Raw genomic sequence first — 24024 nt, forward strand, 5'->3', positions numbered from 1 at the left:
CTCCACCTTTCACATCGATTTACTTGGTTTAAGTTTCACTTTCATTTTGGAATTCCTATATTGTTCTGGTTTAAACTTTTGAGTTTCTAATTGTTGATTCACATATAGTAAAGATTGATCGTCATACCAATGACTTAAAAAATTACCAGATTGCCCCGGCGCATTAATATCCATTCCCAGACAATCTTTCAAATCTACAACCATTCGCCATGGTGCACCATCAAGAATATGACCAGTTTTCCTATCATACGATGCTAATGCTACCGTCACATAGCTACCTCCAATAGGAATTTTTCCCTGGGGATTTATTAAATTCCCTATAAATTTATTCTTCTTACCAAACGGGTGTTTAGTAATAAAATGATGGAACTCTCCCCACTTCCATTCATAAGGGTTATTTCCCTGTAAATCTATTATAGTAATAATAGATTTTTTAAAGCTTTCTATAATTACTTTCTCAAACCCGCCAGCATTATTAAACCACGTACTATCATTTCCTTGCGCCGCCTTGCGTATAAGCTCGTCAGTTATGTTCATCCGATCAACCATTTTCTCAAATAAAAACGTTCCCATTTTTTCTTTAAAAAGGGTGCAACAAATTTCCCACCACCAAAAATGATAAATTAATGGCGCTGCATTATATGAGGTATCTTTACAATCCCATTTTTGCAAGATCCTAATACATTCCGTTTCTAATTTGTTATGTTTAACAGGATACAATACAGGTAAAAGAATATTTAATAGCTGTACTGCTTGTAAATTTAACGTATCATCTTGCATTATTTTTACATCTTCAATTACTAAAGGTGTATTTTCAGCTATACTTTTTCTTAACATCTGGTTAATTCTTTTTGCACGATATGGGGCATCCCATGAACTTGCAATCATATATGGATAATGATCACCTATAACCTTATTGTTTGCTGAAACAATAAACCCCTGTTTAGGATTGACTACCTCAGGTAATTCTTCAAAAGGTATAAATCCTTTCCATTCAAATTCATCATCGCATCCTGGTACCGGTAATAAACCATTCCCTTTATTACGTATCGGTATTTTACCACCTACTCGATAGGCAATGGTTCCATCTTCTGAAGCAAATAAAAAATTTAAAACCGGTGTACTATATTTACGCAAAGAATTACGAAATTCTTCCCAGTTTTTCGAACGATTAATATCTAATAGAGCTTCTAAATCACATGTAGGATAATTTGCATTCCATTGTAAGGCTAGATTTTCCTTTAACTTTATTTGTTGGTTATTACCAATAACATCTGAAATAATAGGTCCATGGCGTGTAACAACAACCGGAAACGCAACATCTGCTTGGCCCTTAACTTTAATTACTTCTTCTATAACTTCAGCTTCTTCCCATTTCCCTTTATATTGAAATTGATTAGGATTACTAGGATTTCTTTTTTCTATAAACAAATCTTGGACATCTGCACGATTATTTGTTACTCCCCATGCTATTTTGTCATTATGGCCAAGTATGATCCCACATACACCAGGTAATGTTACACCTATTACATCCATATTTTCTGTTTCATTGTTTACTTTTAAATGCGTTTGATACCAAGTAGATGGTGCTTGCATTTCAATATGTGGGTCATTGGCCAGTATTGGTTTTCCTGATTTTGTATGCTTACCAGATATAACCCATCCATTTGAACCCTTAGTTACTTCGCTTGATAAATTCAATAATTCTGCTAAATGATCAGAAAAGAAATCTAAATTATTTATTGTTTTTTCTGATGTTTGTTGTTTTATCTTTACATTCTCACCCATCATATAATCAGGAATAGTAATGGGTCCATCCGAAGGATAATTTGGTTTTATTTCCTCAAATAATTCATCATCAATTTTCTTTTGCAATTCAAATCGAAAAATTTCATTTGTAAAATTATGACTTAAACTATAGGATAATAATCTCCCTATACTTAACATATCTAGAATTGACCAAGGTTCAGGTTCGTAATCTAAAATTGTAAATTCTACTGGTAATCTATTCAGTTTTTTTGCGTGTTCTATATACGTATTTACTCCATCACAATAACTTTGCATCCATTCCAAGGTTTCTTCTGAATAAAGACTAATAGATTTTTGAGCAGATCTAAATAGTGAAAATGAACGAAAAAGTTTATCATTGTTTATTAAATCTGGACCTAATATCTCAGATAATCTTCCATTTACTAAACGTCTACTCATATCCATTTGCCATAATCTATCTGTAGTAGTTATAAAACCTTGTGCTTTATATACATCATTAAAGTTTCTGGCCTCAATGTGTGGAATCCCTCTATTATCCTTATAAATAATTACTTCTTCACTAAGTCCTGAAATAACATATTCCTTTTCCAAAGAAATGAAATGCTCTCGTAATTTCCGATAAACATTTTGATTACACGCTCTAATTGATCCATAAAAAATAACCTTTCCTAAATTCATAGCTCTTTTAATTTTTGGAAAAGGTTTATAAACTCTAGCGATCTTTGCCCTATTATTTTTTTGTGGCTTGTATTGTATATAAAGCACCTACCTTTATAAATAATCTAAAGGGAAAATTATGTATTCTTTATAAAATAATCTGAAATTACTAATCATAATGAATAATCTGAATTTCGAACTTCCCCCTTCTCCATTTGGTATTTCTCATGCTATCTTAAGTTCAATTTTTTGACAATACTTTCAATAAAAGAGAACTTTTATAAATATTATTCAGAATTATCAAAATAAAATACCATAACCAATGTGGTTATGGTATTAGTTCTACATTATCTGACCTAAATGTGTATCTTTTTTTTCTTTTTTATTGTAAATTTGTTTTCCTCTGTAAAAGAAATAAATACCAAGAATTGAGATTAAGGCCATAAATAAGAACATTGTTGTTCCACCGTACACTGCTAAAAGAATTCCACCAAACCATGGGCCTACAAAATTCCCAAATTCCCCCAAACTTTGCGCGCCATAATATGTCCCTCTTAATCCAGATGGCGTAATTTCATCAACTTGAGCATACTCAGCCGGGATTACTAATATCTCTCCTACTGTAAATACAAACATTGAAATTATGAAAGCAACCCACAATGTTGAGAATGCAAAGCCTACTTCTCCTACAGCAAACAAAATACAGCCAAATGCAATTCTTTGAAATAAGCTAAAACGTTCTGCCCATCTGGTTAGTGGTATCTGAATCATAAGCACCGTAAGCCCATTAACACTCATCAATATTGCAAATAATTTAATTCCATCTAAAATATTTTCTTTTAAATATTGCGAAAGTGTAACTGACATCTGCCCATGGACTGTTGTTAATAAAATACCACCAATAACAAAAAACATTAACGGAACGTCGCTACGTACTGCATTCCATATAAGAGACATACTAACTTTTTCATCATTCGTAGAAACATCCCTTTGCTCATTATAATTAGTAACTTTCAACATAATAAATAGTATTATTGCATAAAAAATATAAATAATTGCTGTTAATACAAATGCTATTGTACTACCACCAATTCCAAAGAAAGCTCCCAACATTGGACCAATTGATAATCCTAAATTAAATGCCAGATAACGATTCGCAAACATTCTGTACCTTTTGTCATCTGAGGTTAAATCAGCCATTAAAGCTTTTGAAATAGTTCCAAAGAATGCATTTGAAAGTCCCCTGATAATACTAAAAAGTACTAATAAAACCGGATTAAATGTAGAAATAAATCCTAAAAAAGCAATACTTAATCCAATTAAAGAAAAAATCATTAATTTTTTTCTACCTATAAAATCTGATAATACGCCCCCTAAAAGCCCACAAAATGTACCCGCTAGTGGGCCTATCCCAATAATGAATCCAATCGTTGCAAAATTTAACTCTGAAGAGTTACTTAGATGGATTGCCAAAAATGGCATACTCATTGAACTTGTTAAAGAAATTAAGACAGTACCAAATACTAATACGTGCACAATTGGATGATATTCTCGTATATAAGCTTTAAATTTATTCATGAAAATTTTCTTCCCCCTCAAAAATTGCCACAAATTTATTATTAATTTTAGAAATAGCTTCTTTTCTCAAGCTATAAAATGCGGGAATAGAACTTCCAATAAAATGACTTCTTATAATTCCTTCACGTTTTAATTTTGTAATGTGGTGATGCACCGTACTCTTAGCTAAATTCATGTGTTTATGAATTTCAATTAAAGAACGCGGACCTCGAGATAAAAATATTAAAATATTTAATCTAGTCTCATCTCCCAAACATTGCATAACCTTAACTAACTCTTTTGTTCCATCTTCATAGAAAGTTTTATTGATGGGATATAGGCATGTAGCAATTCCATCAAAATAATCCAATACGGTACTAGGGCTACAGTGATATTGTGGTACCAAAATAACTTTTCTCAAGTTATCCTGCTGTTCAATTCTTAATCCATTAGTAGCAGTTTCTATAATATCTATCGGTCTACTAACACTTAATTTTTCATTCAAAGAAATTGCATCCTGTTTTAATTGCATTTGAATGGTAGGATCTATACTTTTAAAATAATATTCGTTCCATTTGTATAAAATATCTACACTTCTATCCCTAATCACACTTAGGTCATTAGATATAGATTCTACCCAAGGAGCTAATCTTTCATAAATCTCTCCCGCTGACAGATTTTCAAACCAATTTAAAAATTCTGGAATGGAAGATTTTTTTTCACATTGAGAAATTAATAACACTATCCGATGTAATACCTCCCATCTTTCATCTTGTAACTCATTGATAAACCTTTGAGGTAACCGTAATTTAGTCTCTTCTAACCAGTTTCCTTTCAAATGAACTTCCTTCATCTTGTCATTATTTATATAGTTGTACAAGCTGATAATAAGTTCATAAGCAGGAGAATGTTCTATAACTATAGAATATTCTCTATCCATTCGATCACCATCTAACATAATTTAAATTTAACTTTATTGTAAGCTAAAGAATTATTAAAAACAATAATTTTCCGAATTTTTCATCATTATATCTGTATTCCCTTTCATTTTTCTTGATAAATAGAATAAAAAACAATATTTATTACCTGAATTTATACAATACGTGATATATTGCATATTGTATAAATTCTTTTGGAGGGATATAATGAAAAAAAATATACACTGTAAAGTAACTGGTTTTTGTTTAATAGTACTAGGGGCTTTATTGGGAAGTACCTCTGGAGCTCTAGGTCAACAAATTTTTGTCCAGAGTAATCTCTCCGTTGAATCAATTGTTGCAGTAAAATTATTGATATCTGGAATTCTAATTTTATTTATCTCGTGCTTTGGCAATAGACGTCTTGATATACTAAATATTTGGAAGTCAGTCCAAGACGCTAATAAAATCATTCTGTTTGGCACAATTGGTGTACTGGGCACTCACTATACATATTTTTCATCAATTAAAGAGGGAAATGTTGCCGTTGCAACTTTACTACTTTATTCAGCTCCGGTCTTTTTAGGTATATACTTAATTCTGATAAATGTTAATTCTCCTAATAAAAAAGAGTTGTTTTCATATTTAATTTTCATAATTGGAATTTATCTTTTCTTCACAAAAAACTCAATTTACCAACTAAATGTTTCTATACTATCTATACTTTGGGGAATATTATCTGGCATGTCGTTTGCATTTTACATAAATCAATTAGATGATCTATGTAAAAGATGGTCATTACGTATAGTATTAGGATGGGGGATGGTAATTGGAGGCATTGCATTATTAATTTTAAATACGCTTTCGACAAGTGAGTTTATCCTGCTTTCTACTGTTAAAACTCTCTCAATCCACACTTTATTATTACTATTTATTATTGTTTTTGGAACTATTCTTACATCAATTTTTTATGTAAAAGGTACAAATTATATTACTCCTAAAGATATTTGCTTATATTCCTGTATTGAACCATTGACAGCAATTTTAATTTCCGTATTATTTTTTAATATTTCATATACAGCTTCTGAATTAATAGGTGCTTTTTGTCTAATTGGAGTTTTTGTATTATTAACCCAACTTAATCCACCAATTAAAAGAACCTTATCACTGGTTAATGGGCAACAAACAAAACTTAAATAAAAACAGTTTTAATACCTTTTACTTTTCCGTTTTGTTCGAAATTTTAGACATTATAAAAAGAAAGGAAGTGTATTATCCTGCCTATACCTAAAAACCTTAATAAACAAACGAGATTTTCAGCAAAAACTATTGTTTTAAATCAACTACAAGATTGGATCATTGAAGGTGTTTTAAGACCTAATGAGAAAATTAATGATACTGAACTAGCACAAGCTTTAGGGGTAAGTAGAACACCCGTAAGAGAAGCACTTCAAATTCTAGAACTTTCTGGACTCGTCGAAATGGTTCCAGGACAAAAAACTAAAATTTCTCCAATCAACGTAGCAGATGTACCATTAATTTATGAAACTATTGCAAGCATACATACCCTTGCGGGAAAACAAGCTATTAATAATATTAAAACATCTGATATTAAAGCACTTACGTTAATAAATAAAGAATTTAAACAAGCTATTGAGAAAATGGATACTAGAAATGCATTAATACTAGATCTAAAATTCCACAACCTAATTGTTGAAATTTCAAAGAATAAATACATTGAACCATTTTTAGAAAACTTACATCTTCATGCCCTGCGTCTTGAGTATATTTTCTTTCAAAACGTAATTCATGATAGTCGATCTATAGATGAACACACTAATATTATCAAAGCATTAGAAATTGGTGACTCATCATTACTAGAAAATACTATGTCTAATAACTGGTTGCGTCCAATGAAAGATGTTCAAAATATATTAACTTCTAAGAATTTATAATTAATTATGTGAACCACTCACCACCCAGCAAAGTTTGATGTGGAGCTTCTCAGTTCCACGACGAAAGTAACCTTTCGTCTCCTTGAGCGTTACTTCGGGGTGTTCCACCCCTAGATGTCCAACGTTTGGACGCTCTTTTGGTACGGTTGATATTTTATGCAGGAACCGAATGGGTTGGTTTTTACGCTCTGTTTTCTTCCTGCATCCTCCTATACCAAGTTATCAAAGAACTTCATATAACTAGTTCATCAAAAAATTTTGGCTATGCCAAACCGAAATTCATCTACCACCTACTGCTTTTCTATCACCCTCCACACAGTTGATGAAGAAGAATTATTTCGGTAAAAATACTCATTTGAGTAATTTTATATTTAATAAGTAAATTTAACTTATATAACAATTTATCATTATGATAAAATCCAATAAATATATCTAGTGAGTTTTATTTTAAAGTCATCATTTTTAAAGCACGCAATATATTGCATTCAATATATATTTGAAATTCTTTTCTGAAATTTAATGGAGGTGTTTTATTTGAATAAAGTTAATAAGAATCGTATTAAAGGTATGATTATGGTTGTAATAGGTGCTAGCTTATGGGGGCTATCGGGAACCGTCGCTCAACAACTATTCCAGTATAATGGTATTACCACAGAATGGTTGGTTACAATCCGCTTACTGATCTCTGGGGTTACATTGTTACTTATTTCACTTTTTAGTAAAAATAAACTCGAGATTGTTGCAATTTGGAAAAATAAATATGATGCTACTAAACTCATTATTTTTGGGATTTTTGGTATGCTAGGGGTACAATACACTTATTTTGCATCTATTAGTGAAGGGAATGCTGCAGTCGCAACAATTTTACAATATTTAGCTCCAATTTTTATTACTTTTTATCTGATTATCAAATTTAGAGCTTTACCTACTAAAATAGATGTTTTAGCAATAACTTTTGCAACCTTGGGTACTTTCTTATTATTAACCAATGGTTCAATAAATAACCTAACTGTATCAATCCCTGCAATTGTTTGGGGAGTTTTATCTGGATTATCTTTAGCTTTTTATACTCTTTATTCTAAAACTTTATTAGATAAATGGTCTTCCGCAGTTTTAGTTGGTTGGGGTATGATTATTGGCGGAATAGGCGTTACAATAGTTCATTATTTTTCTAAAAAAGAAATAATATTTTTAAAATCAATTGAGAACATTGATCTAAATACGCTATACCTTATTGCCTTTGTAGTTATTTTTGGAACATTAATTGCTTTCTATCTATTTTTAGACAGTATTAGATACATTTCGCCTAAGGAAACTACTTTATTAGGCTGTACTGAACCACTTGCTTCAATCGTTTCATCTGTAGTTATTTTGCATATTCCTTTCTTATTTTTCCAAATCATTGGGGCCATATGTATCATAATTGTAGTGATCTTATTAAGTAGAAAACCTGTAGAAAAACAAAAAAATATTAATGTACTTACTAATGAAAACCTTAATGTCCATCCCAAGTAAAATAATAAAAAATTTTATCATTTTAGCCAAGAAGACTCCTTCCTCAAGGAACGCGAAGTGAGTAGGTGGGAGATGAATTGGCTTCGAACAAGGGATGGCAAGAAGCCATCTTAATTGTTCGACATACATAAAGTGTTACTTCACTATCCATCAAATGTATGTTCGGTATATAATAGTCATATACCGAAATGGAGGTGAATCAAATGATAATTAATAAAGCCTATAAGTTTCGTATCTATCCAAACCAAGGACAAGCAATTCTACTCAACAAAACGATAGGTTGTTCTCGCTTTGTATTCAATCATTTCCTATCCCTATGGGATCACGCATATAAAGAAACTGGGAAAGGTTTAACATATGGTACATGCTCTGCCAAACTTCCTGCCATGAAGAAAGAGTTTGTTTGGCTAAAAGAAGTGGATAGTATTGCGATTCAGTCGTCTGTTCGCAACCTTGCGGATGCGTATACACGCTTTTTCAAAAAACAAAACAGCGCACCGCGCTTTAAATCTAAGAAGAACAACGTACAATCTTATACCACAAAACAAACAAATGAAAACATTGCCGTTGTAGGGAACAAAATAAAGTTGCCAAAACTAGGCCTTGTTCGATTTGCCAAAAGTCGCGAAGTAGAGGGGCGTATTGTCAATGCTACAGTTAGACGGAACCCTTCTGGTAGATATTTTGTGTCACTATTAGTTGAAACAGAAGTACAAGAACTTCCGAAAACACATTCTTACATTGGAATAGATGTAGGACTAAAAGATTTCGCTATTTTGTCAGATGGAACACACTATGAAAATCCGAAGTTTTTCCGATTATTAGAAGATAAATTGGCGAAAGCGCAGCGTGTGCTTTCTAGAAGAATGAAAGGATCTTTTCGCTGGAATAAACAACGAGTAAAGGTAGCTAGAATTCATGAATACATATCAAATACTAGAAAAGATTACTTGGACAAAATTTCAACTGAAATCATCAAAAACCACGATGTTATCGGTATAGAGGATTTGCAAGTATCAAATATGTTAAAGAATCATAAGTTAGCAAAAGCAATTAGTGAGGTGTCTTGGTCGCAATTTCGATCCATGTTGGAATACAAAGCAAAATGGTATGGCAAACAAGTCATTGTCGTATCGAAAACATTTGCTTCCAGCCAATTATGTTCGTGTTGTGGATATCAAAATAAAGACGTTAAAAATCTAAACCTACGTGAATGGGACTGTCCTTCTTGTCGTACACACCATGATAGGGATATTAACGCAAGTATCAATCTAAAGAATGAAGCGATAAGGCTTCTAACCGCAAGGACTGCGGGGTTAGCCTAATCAATTAGAGTTCGATAGAACTCTTTACTTAGAAATCCCTCACTTCTAAACGAAGTGAAAGTGGGGGTAGTTCAATAACTTATCTATATCTTGACTTAAACTTAGCACCTGCTGATGTCTAAATCCATATTTATTTACAAGTTTAATTAATTCTACTTTCTTGTCTTCAATTAGTTTTTGTAAGTTTCTCATCTCCATATCTATTAGAACTCCTTTTTTACGATTTAGCAGTTAAATTATAGTATAGATATAAAAATAAAGAAACTGGAATTTTTGGAAATCGAAAGAAAGAAATTCAGATGCGTCTAAAATACAATAAAATTATATATATGCATAAATGCATTTAAATTCTTCTATGTTAATGTTATAATAGAATTAACCAAGAAGCATCCAACAAATTAAGATTAATCACTACATTTTCTTTCAGAACTAGTCAACATATAAAAAGACACTATGTATATTATAGTGTCTTTTTATATACCCTATAATATTAATTGAACATAAATATGTTTATGCAAAGTAAATTACTAAAAAAACTTTAACAAAGGGTTGTACCACATCCCTTTGTAGCTAAGAAAAGAAAAATACACAAAAGGATATATCTTACCATATATGATGGAAACGACATATCCTTTTGTTAAAACCCTACTCTTATCGATTTCTGTTATCATTAAGTTTTAATTAAACTTAATACCACACTCTAATCGATCACTGTTATCCTTAGGATTTAATGTAATTGGCTTTACAATGTACTCCATTATATTCACCTCCTTTCACTGAAAGTATATTTCAACTCTCTTATTAACTAGATTGTTTAATAACCTCACTTTCCGGTACTTTTTGTTTATCGATAGGATTTTTTATGTAATATCTATATAATCGATCTTTAATATTATATTTTAATTGATCACATTCAAAATCTTGTTTTTCTAAACTCAGTTCAGGGCATCTTCCTTTACAAAGAGGCATAATATGACATGTCTTGCATTTGTTTGGCAATTCCCAATTCATCCATTTTGTTAAGGTTTGTAACGAAGTAATGCCTTCTGCTAAATTCCCTACTCTTAATTTTTTATTTCCAACTTCATGCCAGCATTTAAATAAATCACCGTAGGCATCCACAACAAAAGAGTTATTATCTACAGCTTGACAAACCCAACCACCACGATTTTTAGGATAAAGATTTCCCATATTGAAGCCAATCTTATCAGCGTATTCAATCAAATCTGTCTCCCATTTTGCAAACTCCCTTGTTACTAGACAGGATTCACTAATAGATTGACAAACGTCATTGTATGCCCCTACTGGAGCAAAATACACGGAAACTTTGTTGTTTAATCCTTGATTCATTAGAATAGGAAAAAGCTTATACACATCTGCAACGTTTTCTTTTGAAACATTTACACGAATTCCGACTTGTATAATATCTTGTATTTCTTTAATATTATTTAAAATTTTATTGAAAGAACCTTGCTTATTTCTTAAGATTCTAGTCACATCATGCGTCTCTGGGCCACCGTCCAATGTGATTTGTACATATTTAACGTTATTCTCTTGGACCAAATGTTCTGCAATTTTTCTATTAAGTAAATATCCATTTGAAACCATTTTAGCTCTAAATTGAATATTTTTTTCTTTGCATATTGTTAATATATACTTTGACATTCTATCTATAAGATCTTTTTTTAATAATGGTTCACCACCATACCACGTAACAGAAAATTCAGTCTTATTTCTTAAGTTATTTTGAATGAATTTTTTCAAATCTTCTTCTTTTTGTCCCTCAATATATTCATCTACATGATTTTCATAACAATATGGACATCGAAAATTGCATTGTAATGTAGTTGCTATGGTTAAACCTAAATATTCACTTCCAAAACGGCTTTTATTAGTTAAATAATGGTAAACACCGTATTCATCTAAAGAAGTTTCTACTATAAAACCAGCCCTAGTTAATTCTTCTAAATGTAAATTAGGAATCTCATTATAGTCTCTTTTGCTAATTTTTTTTATAGTATCCTTATATTCATCAGAAATTTTAACAAACGCTCCTGTATGGCTATTATATAGAAAATTAATATTATCTTTTTTGAAAGGTACATTAAATTGTGATACCTTATACAAAATTATTCCTCCATTCTATTCATATCCATATTACTAAAGTGATACAATTCCTTATGTCTTGTAATATTAATTAATTGTTAAAATCTATTTTTCACTAATAACTTAACACAGGAATAATAGCAATTGAATTGAGAATATATATACTGAATGTTTAGTATAGATATATAAACCTATTATGATAGTGTAAATAATGCGTTTCTATTGGATTATATTGCAAAATTTTTAAAAGCTGCAATTGAAGAAGTTGATCAGAAAAAGAAATAAATTTGTAACTCGAACTACAAGTGAACTCTTTTGAACAAACCAATAGTATAGTAACAGAAGTTATTCAAAAGATAGGAGATAAAAATTACATAGAGCAATTACTCAACTACCATGACCCAACTGGTCTTCCTCATCAAAAAATGGCTGTTCTGAATTGGATGAACTCTTTCGTTATTAATGTAGCGTAAGAACATATGGAAATGGTTTCTAGTGCACAAAATACTTTAGCAATTACATTAACCGCTTTGTTTAAGCCCGGAAACTGCATTGCAACTGGCTTATATATGTATTCAACCTTTATCGATTTAGCAAAAATGCTACATATACAATTAGTTCCTATTCAAGGAGATGAATTTGGAATGCTTCCAGACGAACTTGGTAAACAGTGTAGCCAACTGGACATCCATGGTATATTTCTAATGTCCTCCTGTTCTAATCCTACTACAATTATGATTGCAAATTTTCGTAAGAAAGAATTAGCAGTGATAATTCGAAAACATCATTTAATTTTGATTGAAGATGATATACATGCATTTTTGACCACGGGTATTATTTTTGATTATCAACAACCTATGTCCAATATACTTCTAGAACAAAGTGTTTAGATTTGTGGAACTCCAAAGTGCATTTGTTCAGGTTTAAGAGTTGCTTATATGGTCTTCGGAGAGTCACTATGCAAAGATATTTTACAAGATATTTTTAATATCAATGTTAAAACGTCTTCAGTTGATGCCGAGGTTATAACAGAGGTAATCCTTTCGGAGAAGGCTGATGATATAGTTGATCAAAAGAAGCACCTAGCCCAAACTGCAAATGAACTCTATTCAAAGTATTTTCCTTGTATAATGCCTGTTGGACGCCCTCTGAGCTTTTATCGTTGGCTCCCTATTCTGACTCAATTTGATTCTTTAAGATTAGAAACTGATTTAAAATAGTTTGGTGTTCAAATTTTTCATTCTGATCGCTTTATTAGTGGACCGACTACTCTAAATAAGTATTTACGGATTGCTCTTTCTTCTACAAACTCATTAGATGAATTAGAAATGGGATTAAAAATATTAAAACAATATCTCTATTAACAAGATACTGTACAATTATTTGGGATATGGTAATGTAAATAACGTATGTATCCATCTACGTATTTCCAACTAGCGCAGATGGTATTTTTGTTAGTTCGGATATTCGACTGCCCTACTTTACACCTAATTTTTTCATCTGTATTGTAGCAGCTAAAACATCAGAACCTACTAACTACCGTTAGCTTTGTTTATCATAGCCTAATTTGCGCAAGAAACAGACACGATAATATTTTCGTTTTTTGGAAAGAAATTATGTATGTTTCTTTAATTAATATTTAAATATATATAATAATAGATTTTAATGTGCTAAAATGAAGGAGATATGAAAGATTGCTGATATATTTCCAATTGTAAAAGTAGTGTTAGTAAAATTATATTGGTTCAAATCAAAGAAAAAGACACCTATACAATATAGATGTCTTTTTCTTTGATTTTATGTATTAAGAGGAATGGTCTTACTTAACTAATTGCTGTTGGATTTCCTTAATTAACAGTTTAGCACCTTCAGGACTAAGAACGATTTGACCATTTGCTAATGATATATTTTTTTCTGAAATATCACCTGTTATTGCACAAGCATCATAAGATTTGTATTTTTGTAAAATGATCTTTTCATCTTCTACAAATATTTCTATAGGATCTTTTTCTACAATTCCTAACGTTCTTCTTAACTCTTTCGGAATAACAATTCGCCCTAATTCATCTACTCTTCGTGTAACACCTGTTGATTTCATTTTATCCACCCTTTTTATTTTTTATAAATTTTTATATTTCTAGCTATTAATCTCCTTTGAACAAGCAGATTAAATTATGTTTGTTTAGTATCAACTACATTTAATAGTACAATTATATATCTAAAAAGGGTTTACTAGTAATAATTTGACTGATTGTATTGAAAGTAGCCTTTATGTAGAAATAAGTAGATTATCTAGATTAGGTAATTTTCGTTGTATACAATCAAACTGTAAAAATACAAATTGTGTGATGAACACAATTTTCTTTCTTACTACCATATAGAAATTGTCCCCTAGCTCTTGCTAGGAATTTTTCTATGTATATTATTAATTGCATCATAAGAATAGACACCTTGTAATAGTCACCTAATTACATATGAAGATGTGCTAAAAATGAATAAGACAGAATTAACAAAAGTAATAGCGGAAAAAACAGAACTTACACAAAAAGAGGCAGTTGCAGCAACACAGGCTGTATTAGATACGATAATAAATGCGTTAGCTAATAAAGAAAAAGTACAGATACTCGGATTCAGTACATTTGAAGGGTGTGAATGATCTGCACGTGCAGGACGTAACTCATAAACAGGTGAAGAAATGCAAATCACTGTATGAAAAGAATTAAATGAGACAGTGAAATAAATGCATATAGTGAAAAGGATTTGATATTTTTAACACCCTTTTTTTAATAGCCTTTTTGTTCATAAAACAAAAAAGTATCAACCAAAACATATATTGGATGATACCCCTTTATTTATAGACATATTATTTCTAAGTACACTTCATGCAAAATTCATATAAATAATTTAGATTCTCCAAAGAATGTAACCAACTTGTGTCACGATAAACATTTTTTATCGAAAAAAGACTTGCATAAATGCAAGTCAAATATACATTATGGACTTTCTATATATAAAATTACAGAAAAAAATTTCATATCACTTATGCGTTTGGAGATGGAAATCTTGCAGCTTCAAAATGCGTACTATTTTCCACATTAGAAATAACTCCAGCTACGCTACTTTGTGCAAAAATCTCGACTATATCCCCTGCATTTAACTGAATAATTGATGAAACAGCAACAACATTAGCAAAGTTTATTGGACCAAAAAAATCATTATCTATTGCAATTGCCGGATTTCCATTAACTCGAATTTCTACCCGCGCTCTATAATTTGTGTTTAGATTATTAGGAATGAACGCAATAGTCCCAATAACAGAATAAACACCTCTTGTCTTTGGAATAAAAATTGATGTAGCTGGATTATACTCATTCGCTAAATCAAATTGTTCATTTTGAAATAAGACCTTAACAAATGTATTTGCTGGTAAATTTTGATTTACTGTGCTCACAGCTCTAAAAGCAGATGCTCTTACAAGATTATATTGATAATCATCAGAACAACAATTTACTTTTACATTAACCCAAGGTTTTTCCTCATGCTTTTTATCACATTTTTCATAACCCTTACTGCTTCTATGACAATCATGATATTTCTTTTTGTAATCCTTACAATGATTACAGTAGTAATAAGACATACTAAATTCCTCCTTTTAATTTATTACTACATGCTATGTAAGATAGATTAGTAAAGTTTGGACAATCTGTTACTAATTTTAATAGAATTAAAATTAGTCCTATCAAAAAGTAGGTCAGTGAAACAATATAACATGTAAAGCAGAAAAACTTCATTTGAACCTATCTATATCAACACCACAAAATTCTAGAATTCCATTTCTGTTACTTTAAAACCAAGTTCATGTTATTCCCAAATCCATAGTTATCAGCTCAATTGCACTTTTTCCTCTGATAAAATGGATCACGTTTGTACTTATCATCCCTTAGCACTAATCCATCGATGGACACATACCATACAAATAAAAATGAATAAGGAGGAATTTCATTTGTATCAACTAAATCGATACCCTTATGTAAATGAATATCAATACTCTTATGTAAATCCATATCCTTATGAATACCAACACTCTTATGCAAATAATTACCTATGCCTACGACTATGTCATTGTCATCTGAAACGCTATGCGATCGTTTAAGGACAACATACGAAGAAAATAGTACCAAACTTATCGGGTTATACTACCAATGGAATCACGCAACATCTCAAGAAGCAAAAAATGCAATTAACGAACGAATTAACGAATTAGAGGCACAGCAATCTACTATACAAGGTCAATTGTCATATTTAGGTTGTCCTTAAGCTTTAAACAATATATTTAATACATTAAGAGAATCTTCACTAACGTAAATTAATAGTTGCAACCAACATATGCTTATAGATTAAAATAAGAAAAAAGGACCCACATTACCACCTACACCAACATTCACAATACCTACTGGGCCTACCGGTAACACTGGACCTATTGGTGATACTGGACCTACCGGTGACACTGGACCTACCGGTGACACTGGACCTACCGGTGATATTGGACCTACTGGTGACACCGGACCTACCGGTGACACTGGACCTACCGGTGACACTGGGCCTACCGGTAATACTGGGACAATTATACAATCAGCATTTAGGGCCACTATTAATCAATCACAAACTATAGGTACAACATTTACAAAAGTTTTATTTCCACAAGAACTATTTGATTTAAATAATGAATATAATCCTGCTACTTCTACATTCGTACCAGCTCAAAGAGGAGTTTATCTTGTTCAAGCTACTATATCTATTACTCAATCTGGAGCAACTACTAATGGGACAAATCTAAAAATTTGGGTGAATGGCAATGCTGTAGCTGTAGAAACAGAGTCGGTTCCGATAGACGCACCACTTGTTAATACAATTACGGTTTCTGCTATTCTTAGTTTATTTGGCGGAAATACTGTTGAAATTTTCGCATTTAATCTACCAGTTTCTCTTAATACCTTGAAAGATATTGCGTTTGTGCATTTTGAAGCGGCAAGATTCCCATCTCCAACTGAATAAAACAAACTTATTATTTCTCTTTCCTATATCACTAATCATACGAATGAAAAGTCTCTTCAAAAATTTTGGGGAGACTTTCATGGTCTCAATACATATCAAATACTAGAAGGTGAAGTTACTCCATTAATTAAGCAAATGTTTATTTCCCCATAAAATTTAAATTTTATTAATATCGGCTTGCTTGCCGTTCAAAGTTTTACTTATATAACTCTCTTTAACCAGAAGAATTTTACCAACACCATCAATGGTCCGCTCTCTCCCAAAGTGATTTATCTCCTTTTTTGTCTTGCAACTTCATTTCTCATTCTCCCTTTCTTTCAAATAACGATTTTATTAAAATTTTTTCACCTTTTAACTAGACAAACATATGTTGAAGTATAGTGTTTCATCACTTATATACACTTCCTTTTTCCAAGAGTACATATTCGCTATGTACTCTTTTTGCTTCACTATGAAATAACGATTTTATTAAATTTTGTTCTTAACGCTAATAGTTCATCTTTTATTAACCTATAATTTTCATATTCCATTCCCACTTACCATCTATTTGTAAAGGGTTAATATACTAGGGGCGAATTATGTCAAAAGAAAATTCATTTAATTCGTATGAATTTGTACATGAAGCTGCATTAGATCCAAATTTTATTAGACCTATATTACCACCTACTCTAACATTTACAATACCCACAGGACCGACAGGTAATACTGGGCCTACCGGCTTCACTGGACCAATTGGGTTATTGGCCTATTCTTTTTCTGAACCAATATCCATATTTATGGACCCGCCCCCACTAACAGTCGGCAATGTAGAAACATCAATTACAACTATAGCTATCAACATTCCTCAAAATGCTTTGATTGAATTACGTGGTCTTGTAAACTGGAATACTCGTTACTCCAATGTTCTCGTATTTTGGAGAATTCGTAGGGGTATCGGCGGACCAATCATTTGAGAAGGTCACGATGGTGTTGTAGTCGTTGATGCGGATCAACTAGGATGCATATCTAATATGTTACATGTAGATACCAGTCCTCTATTAGGTAACAATATTTATCAATTGACAGCACAAGTTGATCCCATTATCTCCCCTTTTAGGTCCGCTAACATTACTGAACCCATTGTTTTTTCTGCTACGGCTTATCCATCCTAGAGAACAATCTCACATTTTGAGAATACTAGTCTAGACGAAAAATCAACTATAAGTTAATTCTTGTAATATTGATGATTTCAATGGAAAGTCTTTTCAAATCTCTTGAAGAGACTTTTTTAAATTACTAAATACCTCAAATATTAAAATGGAATTATATTATTAATTCCATTTTAATTTTTAACAAAATTCAAATTTGTTCTTAATATCCGTTTGCTTGGCGTTCAAAGTTTTCCTTTTTTTCTCTTTATAGGGGTACAGCCACATCGCTATCAAGCTAAGCTCATACAACGTCACTTATAGTAGAGGTTATTTCTTTTTTTCTAGAGGATACATGTAGGGAATTTAAAGATTTGCATACGAAATAAACCCTAACGGGTTTCATTTTTTTGAATTAAGCGGCTTGATTATCAGACAGGGTACAATTGTAAACGACACCTAATATATCAAAGACCGTTTTTTTCTCATATCGATGAGATTTCCGCCCGTTTTGCTGTAGGAGATTGAACAAGCGAAGTAACACCTTTGATAGATCTTCAGTGTTTTTTTGTATAGTTTGGAATAGAAGAATAAAATAGTCTTTAATCATATATATGGCTTTATACTCACTAAGCTCTCATTTTTTCTTCATGAGGAGCAATTGGCGCATTTGAAACATGATAGAAGAACAGAGTAGAATGGCAATCAATTGACCATATAAATGGCACTCTAATTGTTCTAGTTTTATCTTTTTACAATGATGAATTTGAAAGAATGACTTCCACGTTTTAAATAAAATTTCGATTTGCCAACGCAAAGAATACCAGTCATGTACCTGTCCCATTGGGACAATATCTATAGGGACGTTTGTCATATACACATTTATACCACTGAGCCGTTTACTACGAGGAGAATATATCATTCCTTTCTTTTTCTCTCGAACAGCTTGAGCTCGTAGACGTTTTTTTTGTTGTTCTTCTGTAAGTCGATGGACGATGACACGAGTTGGTACTTTGTCACTCATCTCTACAAAGCATCTGTTATTTCATAGGTTTGTCCTGAGTGAAGGGAATTCATCAAATTCTCCATATCTAACTGAATGTATTGCGTACTCTTCTTTATTCGTCCATCTTGGAAGTAATCTGGGTTAGGATTTTTCTGATAAATCCGTGTATTGGATTTAATACGAGAGATATAGTAAGCTTTGTTATCGTGTATATGTTGAAGATCTTTGAGGTGAAAATAGCCTAAATCCCGGATACACAAATCATTCGCTTTCAAAGTCGGGACGCACAAAGAACCGTAGGTTCGATCATGTTGTTTACCTGGTCCTGTATGAATGTGGAGGAACTGTCCACTTAAAAGGTCATATTCAAGTTGAATTTTTATACCAGCCTTATGGCTACAACCTCCTGCACCTGGATAAACTGATGAAAATACATCTGGAAGTTGAAATGCAGTTGAATCTAAGATGCGAATGCTCTTGAAAATAGAAGTATAGGGAGAAGAAAACAACCTAGATGAAGATAATTTTTGGTTCAAAAGTTTAGCTAATATTTGTTGTAGGAACTGCACGGCTGCGGCGTTAAACCGTTGATTCAGTCCTTCAGGACTGATGAGTACTTCTGTTGATGCTTCTAAACGGCTACATAGCTGGGTTAAGGAAGTTTTTGCTACACTTTGGCTTATCCATACGCATAAAGCTATTAAATCTTGCGCTTGATACTTACTTGTTCGCTGTACAAACCCAACATCTCTAGCTAGATTCTGTAGGGTATTTGGAGATAAAAGACTCTGAATCTCCTGTGCAAATAGTTGTAGTTCGTCAGATACAGAAATAGACATAAAAACACGCCATCCTTTCCTATTGGAGTGAACCCTGAGAATGAGACGATAAAAAACACCTCTCTAAATCGTAAGTATCAGTTATGATTTTAATGGAGGTGTTTTTCGTATGGGGAAAAAGGCGCATTATCCCGCCGAAATAAAGTGGAAAGTAGTTGAAATGAAACACCAAGGATTTAAAAATAAAGAAATTATGGATGCCTTAGGAATTAGACATGTGGCTCAAATTAAAACTTGGATGAAATGGTATCGTGAAGGCGAAACCTATCGGTTTGAACAATCTATCGGAAGACAATCTACACATGGAAAAGGCTTAAAAAGGTGAACAGAACTTGAACAAAAAGAATTAGAAATACGTTATTTAAAGGCAAAGATTATATTGCTGGAAAAGTGCCAAGAAATCTTAAGGAGGTGGGAGGAAAAGAAGAAATAATGAAAATGATAAAGGAATGGCAATCAATTTTTACAATTGCAGAACTGTGTTCCATATTTAATATTTCACGTGCTACTTATTATCGGTGGAAAAAGCAGGAGAAAACAATAAATAATCATGAAGAAAAAACCGTAATAGAAATATGTCAACATCATAAATATCGGTATGGATATCGTCGGGTTACAGCTTGCCTACGTGATCAATTTAACATCGTAATGAATCATAAAAAAGTATTACGTATCATGAGAAAATACAACGTATTATCTCGGGTTAGAAAAAAGAAAAAGATATTTGTGCTCGGTCATGAACCAGTGGTAGCTAAAAATAGAATACAGCGGAAATTTAAAGCTACCAAGCCTAATGAAAAATGGTTCACTGATATCACGTATTTGATGTTCGGTAATAAGACTCTTTATTTTTCATCTATTATAGATGGGTTTAACAATGAAATTGTAAGTTATAAAATAGCTGAGACACAGGATGTTTCTCTTGTATTAGATACTCTAAAAGAGGCTTTAAGAAAGCGAAATGTGATTGATACGATTTTACATTCGGATCAAGGAAAGGTGTATACATCAAAACAATTTCAAACATATGCCAAAGAAAAAGGCATTATCACAAGCATGTCTCGTACAGGAAACTGCCATGATAATGCCCTCATAGAATCCTTTCATTCTCATTTGAAATCCGAAGGATTCTATGCGCAAAATATAAAACAATCGAATAATGATAGTATAATACAAACTGTGGATGAATACATCCACTACTATAATAATGAACGGATTCAGAGAAGATTAGATAATATGTCACCTATAGCTTATAGGAAACATGTTATCTAGGTGTTTTTTCTTTGTCTCACCAAATGGGGTCAGACCACCTATGATTCTACAGAAAGAATAGCGTATTTTTACACTTTAAAGGGGGATTGAGAAAAAAATCCAAAAGAAAAGTCGATTTTCAAAAAGGATTTTGAATACTTGATAAAATACAAACCTAAAAATTGTTATTATTTCTGAATATTACCTAATCCTTTTACTAATTCTTTCTCTAATCCTTTATCTAATTCTTTTACTAATTCTTTCTCTGATCCTTTATCTAATTCTTTTACTAACTCTTTCTCTGATCCTTTATCTAATTCTTTTACTAATTCTTTCTCTGATTCTTTCTCCGATTCTTCACTCTTCTTACTATGCCCCTCTAACATTCCCACTAATATTTCTGTTATTATCGACATAGGTACACCTTTATCCAATAACATTTTAAGAAATTCAAATATAGAGAGACCCTGTGAGCTAATTGAATTATATTTGTTATTAATATGTTGTTCTATATTTTTTTCAGAAAGTTGATTATCCCTAGTCTTATTTTCAGGAATATGTTTTTGATTATTGTTCACTATACGTGAAGTTGTAGTACTTGGAGCTGTATTATTTAAAACTGTATTATTTAAAGGGTAAAGCCTATTATTTATGCTTGAACTGATTTTCATCTCTCATTTTCCTCTTTCTTTTGTGCTACATTTAATATGAAAGTGTAACTCCTAGCTATTACAAACGTATAAACATTTCATATTCTCTTTTTACATATTCTTTATGCCATAGTGTTATATCACATATCTATTTATTATAAGTATAATATACATTACGTTTAAACTAAATAGAACATTATATAAATGTATACTGTTCTATTTTACAATATTTTAAAAATCACTATAGATAGATTAAATTCCATTCTTTTTTGCAGGAAACCTATAAGACTGAAATGCGTTTGAATCTAAAATACAAATGCGTATGGAATCGATATTTATTGGTTCGTTATACAAAACGAAATCTCTAGCAAAATCTCGTAAGATCTATTATGATAAAAAGCTTTAAATATCTCGAGAAAATAATGTAATTTATCAGATACAAATTTAGACATAAAAAATGTGATCTATTCTTATGTTTCTACAGAAAGAATAGATCGCGTTTTTTCATTTTAGGGGGTATTTTATTTTGTTAGCTTGATGGGCATGGGGTACAGCCACATTGCCATCAATTTAAGAAGAATAAACGCCACCAAAACAAAAAAAGCCCCAACTTATTTTTCTTGAAAATAAGTTGGGGCTTTTGAAACAGAAAAGTATATTTTTAACTATGAAAACTACGATAAATTTTTCCTTTTTTCCTACTTGCTAAATTCAGCAAGTAAAATATTTTTAAAAGGATTAGGACTGCCAGTTCTACCCAAACTATTCCAATTGACGACCAACGTATGCTTGCCTCCAAGTTTACCTCCAACTAGAGTTGTAAACCCTAGAATGCCACCTGAGTGTCCCCATATCGAGACACCGCTTGGAAGCTTAGTTTCATAGATTCCAAGACCATATCCATCGATTCCTTCTTTTCCTGTAGGAACTGTAGTAAGCATTTGTTTTAGTTGCTGTTCTTTCAGTAATTTGCCACCGAGCAAGTAAGAGAAAAATTTGTTTAAGTCGTCAGCAGTAGAAATCATATCTCCAGCAGAGCTACCTGCACTTGGGTTATAATAAGTAACGTCTTTTAGCTCACTTGCTCCGTCTGGTTGGACATATCCACGGGCATGGTTAGTGCCTGGAATAACACTTGAGTTGCCTGGTAGGAATGTATTCGACAATTCAAGTGGTTCAATAATTCGATTTTCAACCTCTTCCGCATAGCTGTTTCCAGTTACTTTTTCAATAAGCATACCCAGTAATACGTATCCTGTGTTTGAATAAGACCAGCCCTTTCCTGGAGCAAAGTCTGGGGGAAGAGAAATCCCCATCTTCACTAACTCTTCAGCCGTATACGATTTTTTTGTATCCGTAAAATCAACGTCTTTTGACCTTGAGTATTCAGCGATACCACTTGTATGGTTCAATATCTCCCGGATAGTAATCTTGTTACCATCATATCCATTTCCTTGAATGACACCAGGCAACCATTTTTCGATGTAGTCGTCTAGCTTCAGGCGATTCTCTCCAACTAATTGAAGTACAACTGTTGCGGTGAACGTCTTCGTCACACTCCCAATGCGAAAGCGAAAATCTGTTTTCATTGGTTTCTTGGTTCTCAGATCCGCTATTCCAGCGGCATACCCCCACGTTTTTCCACCCTCAGAAGTTTTAGCAAGTATCCCCGGGTATCCAAGTTGCAATGTATCCCGCATTGCTTGCTTGACAGAAGTACGATCTCGTTGAGTATTTGTTTGTAACGAACTAGATACATTTTGAGTGGGCTCTGCTTTTACAATTGAGGTTGGTGTTGTATATAACAGGGAACTTCCAGCTATTAAAAGGGCCAGACTTGCACAAGTAATTTGACTACGTATTTTCATAAGGCATTCCTCTCCTCTATTCATATTGTATAAGTGTTTGCTTACTGTTCCTTACTTCCTGACAAGACTTAGGGAAAAGCCCTCACGCATATAGATTAAAGCCCCAGTACAAAGGTATCTATCAATACCAACAATTTGAGCCATTTAAATCTCCATCCCTTCTATAACAAAATTATTCAAAGGTATGAAAGCATATTATGTACCCTTAGTTATTGTTAGGATTAACACAACATGAGACATAACCCCAACCCATATTTTACTTTATTTATCCATAATATGTATTGAGAAAGAATGTAAATTCGAATCCTTTCCGTACCCCAGCTATTGATCGTTTTTTTCACCTATTATAATTAGTTATTTAGAATTTCATAATAAAAAACTGTAAAAAAATAACGAGTCCCTTAACGTACAGGAAGCGGTTGAAAA

The 24024-nt window shown here is 32.1% G+C and carries 17 protein-coding genes and 5 pseudogenes; 10 read left to right on the forward strand and 12 right to left on the reverse strand.

From position 1 onward, the window contains the following. Positions 1–9: 9 nt before the first annotated feature. The 3 genes from ACS2FK_RS22140 to ACS2FK_RS22150 form a co-directional block, all read right to left on the reverse strand. On the reverse strand, positions 10–2448 hold the full coding sequence (locus ACS2FK_RS22140) for a penicillin acylase family protein (protein WP_230387361.1): 2439 nt from the start codon (positions 2446–2448) through the stop codon (positions 10–12). Between the two features lie 321 nt (positions 2449–2769). Continuing rightward, the gene (locus ACS2FK_RS22145; protein ID WP_063549481.1) at positions 2770–4005 is read right to left on the reverse strand and encodes an MDR family MFS transporter; all 1236 of its coding nucleotides are present in this window, start codon (positions 4003–4005) and stop codon (positions 2770–2772) included. After that, on the reverse strand, positions 3998–4924 hold the full coding sequence (locus ACS2FK_RS22150) for an ArsR/SmtB family transcription factor (protein ID WP_230387360.1): 927 nt from the start codon (positions 4922–4924) through the stop codon (positions 3998–4000). Before ACS2FK_RS22150 ends, ACS2FK_RS22145 begins: the two co-directional genes overlap by 8 nt. Before the next feature lie 205 nt (positions 4925–5129). Between ACS2FK_RS22150 and ACS2FK_RS22155 the strand changes: the two genes are divergently transcribed. The 4 genes from ACS2FK_RS22155 to tnpB all read left to right on the forward strand — a co-directional run bounded on the left by ACS2FK_RS22155 (position 5130) and on the right by tnpB (position 9696). Next, the gene (locus ACS2FK_RS22155; protein WP_063549485.1) at positions 5130–6101 is read left to right on the forward strand and encodes a DMT family transporter; all 972 of its coding nucleotides are present in this window, start codon (positions 5130–5132) and stop codon (positions 6099–6101) included. A gap of 77 nt (positions 6102–6178) precedes the next feature. Continuing rightward, positions 6179–6856: a GntR family transcriptional regulator gene (locus ACS2FK_RS22160; protein WP_063549487.1), complete on the forward strand. Its 678-nt coding sequence runs from the start codon at positions 6179–6181 to the stop codon at positions 6854–6856. A 519-nt stretch (positions 6857–7375) separates the two neighbouring features. Continuing rightward, entirely contained in the window at positions 7376–8371 is a 996-nt protein-coding gene (locus ACS2FK_RS22165; RefSeq protein WP_003275049.1) for a DMT family transporter, read from the forward strand. Positions 8372–8574: 203 nt separating this feature from the next. Continuing rightward, the gene (gene tnpB, locus ACS2FK_RS22170) at positions 8575–9696 is read left to right on the forward strand and encodes an IS200/IS605 family element RNA-guided endonuclease TnpB (RefSeq protein ID WP_063549489.1); all 1122 of its coding nucleotides are present in this window, start codon (positions 8575–8577) and stop codon (positions 9694–9696) included. A 45-nt stretch (positions 9697–9741) separates the two neighbouring features. On the opposite strand, the gene ACS2FK_RS22175 is transcribed toward tnpB, so the two are convergent. Together ACS2FK_RS22175 and ACS2FK_RS22180 are read right to left on the reverse strand one after the other, a co-directional pair. Further along, positions 9742–9894: an aspartyl-phosphate phosphatase Spo0E family protein gene (locus ACS2FK_RS22175; RefSeq protein ID WP_000425967.1), complete on the reverse strand. Its 153-nt coding sequence runs from the start codon at positions 9892–9894 to the stop codon at positions 9742–9744. Positions 9895–10497: 603 nt separating this feature from the next. After that, positions 10498–11823 (reverse strand): radical SAM/SPASM domain-containing protein, encoded by a 1326-nt coding sequence (locus ACS2FK_RS22180; RefSeq protein ID WP_063549491.1) that lies wholly within the window; start codon positions 11821–11823, stop codon positions 10498–10500. Positions 11824–12107: 284 nt separating this feature from the next. Between ACS2FK_RS22180 and ACS2FK_RS22185 the strand changes: the two are divergent. Beyond that, positions 12108–13166, forward strand: a pseudogene (locus tag ACS2FK_RS22185) (aminotransferase class I/II-fold pyridoxal phosphate-dependent enzyme); the annotation flags it as partial. Positions 13167–13621: 455 nt separating this feature from the next. Here ACS2FK_RS22185 and ACS2FK_RS22190 read toward each other — a convergent pair. Next, a complete protein-coding gene (locus ACS2FK_RS22190) occupies positions 13622–13900 on the reverse strand; it encodes an AbrB/MazE/SpoVT family DNA-binding domain-containing protein (protein WP_000843063.1) in 279 nt (92 codons plus the stop codon). Between the two features lie 393 nt (positions 13901–14293). On the opposite strand from ACS2FK_RS22190, the pseudogene ACS2FK_RS22195 reads away from it, so the two are divergent. Next, positions 14294–14455, forward strand: a pseudogene (locus tag ACS2FK_RS22195) (HU family DNA-binding protein); the annotation flags it as partial. Positions 14456–14842: 387 nt separating this feature from the next. Here the strand turns inward: ACS2FK_RS22195 and ACS2FK_RS22200 are convergent. Beyond that, on the reverse strand, positions 14843–15439 hold the full coding sequence (locus ACS2FK_RS22200) for a hypothetical protein (RefSeq protein WP_063549497.1): 597 nt from the start codon (positions 15437–15439) through the stop codon (positions 14843–14845). Positions 15440–15906: 467 nt separating this feature from the next. On the opposite strand from ACS2FK_RS22200, the gene ACS2FK_RS22205 reads away from it, so the two are divergent. After that, positions 15907–16119, forward strand: a complete 213-nt coding sequence (locus ACS2FK_RS22205; RefSeq protein WP_230387358.1) for a hypothetical protein — start codon at positions 15907–15909, stop codon at positions 16117–16119. Positions 16120–16199: 80 nt separating this feature from the next. On the opposite strand, the gene ACS2FK_RS22210 is transcribed toward ACS2FK_RS22205, so the two are convergent. Further along, positions 16200–16451 carry a hypothetical protein gene (locus tag ACS2FK_RS22210; protein WP_196213904.1) on the reverse strand — a complete coding sequence of 84 codons (252 nt, stop codon included), beginning with the start codon at positions 16449–16451 and terminating at the stop codon, positions 16200–16202. A 19-nt stretch (positions 16452–16470) separates the two neighbouring features. Between ACS2FK_RS22210 and ACS2FK_RS22215 the strand changes: the two are divergent. After that, positions 16471–16698 (forward strand): annotated as a pseudogene (locus ACS2FK_RS22215) (hypothetical protein); the annotation flags it as partial. Here ACS2FK_RS22215 and ACS2FK_RS22220 read toward each other — a convergent pair. Beyond that, positions 16605–16862 carry a hypothetical protein gene (locus ACS2FK_RS22220; protein WP_063549499.1) on the reverse strand — a complete coding sequence of 86 codons (258 nt, stop codon included), beginning with the start codon at positions 16860–16862 and terminating at the stop codon, positions 16605–16607. The pseudogene ACS2FK_RS22215 and the gene ACS2FK_RS22220 sit on opposite strands and share 94 nt — an antisense overlap. A gap of 573 nt (positions 16863–17435) precedes the next feature. Here ACS2FK_RS22220 and ACS2FK_RS22225 point away from each other — a divergent pair. Next, a complete protein-coding gene (locus ACS2FK_RS22225) occupies positions 17436–17810 on the forward strand; it encodes an exosporium leader peptide-containing protein (protein WP_230387384.1) in 375 nt (124 codons plus the stop codon). Positions 17811–18399: 589 nt separating this feature from the next. Here the strand turns inward: ACS2FK_RS22225 and ACS2FK_RS22230 are convergent. Next, positions 18400–19829: pseudogene (locus ACS2FK_RS22230) on the reverse strand (IS4 family transposase). Positions 19830–19938: 109 nt separating this feature from the next. Between ACS2FK_RS22230 and ACS2FK_RS22235 the strand changes: the two are divergent. Next, positions 19939–21101: pseudogene (locus ACS2FK_RS22235) on the forward strand (IS3 family transposase). A gap of 167 nt (positions 21102–21268) precedes the next feature. Here ACS2FK_RS22235 and ACS2FK_RS22240 read toward each other — a convergent pair. Both ACS2FK_RS22240 and ACS2FK_RS22245 read right to left on the reverse strand, forming a co-directional pair. Next, positions 21269–21751: a hypothetical protein gene (locus ACS2FK_RS22240; RefSeq protein ID WP_063549503.1), complete on the reverse strand. Its 483-nt coding sequence runs from the start codon at positions 21749–21751 to the stop codon at positions 21269–21271. Positions 21752–22428: 677 nt separating this feature from the next. Further along, on the reverse strand, positions 22429–23598 hold the full coding sequence (locus ACS2FK_RS22245; protein WP_063549505.1) for a serine hydrolase domain-containing protein: 1170 nt from the start codon (positions 23596–23598) through the stop codon (positions 22429–22431). Positions 23599–24024 lie beyond the last annotated feature (426 nt).

The organism is Bacillus cereus group sp. BceL220, from assembly GCF_051776965.1.
Classification (GTDB): Bacteria; Bacillota; Bacilli; order Bacillales; family Bacillaceae_G; genus Bacillus_A; species Bacillus_A cereus.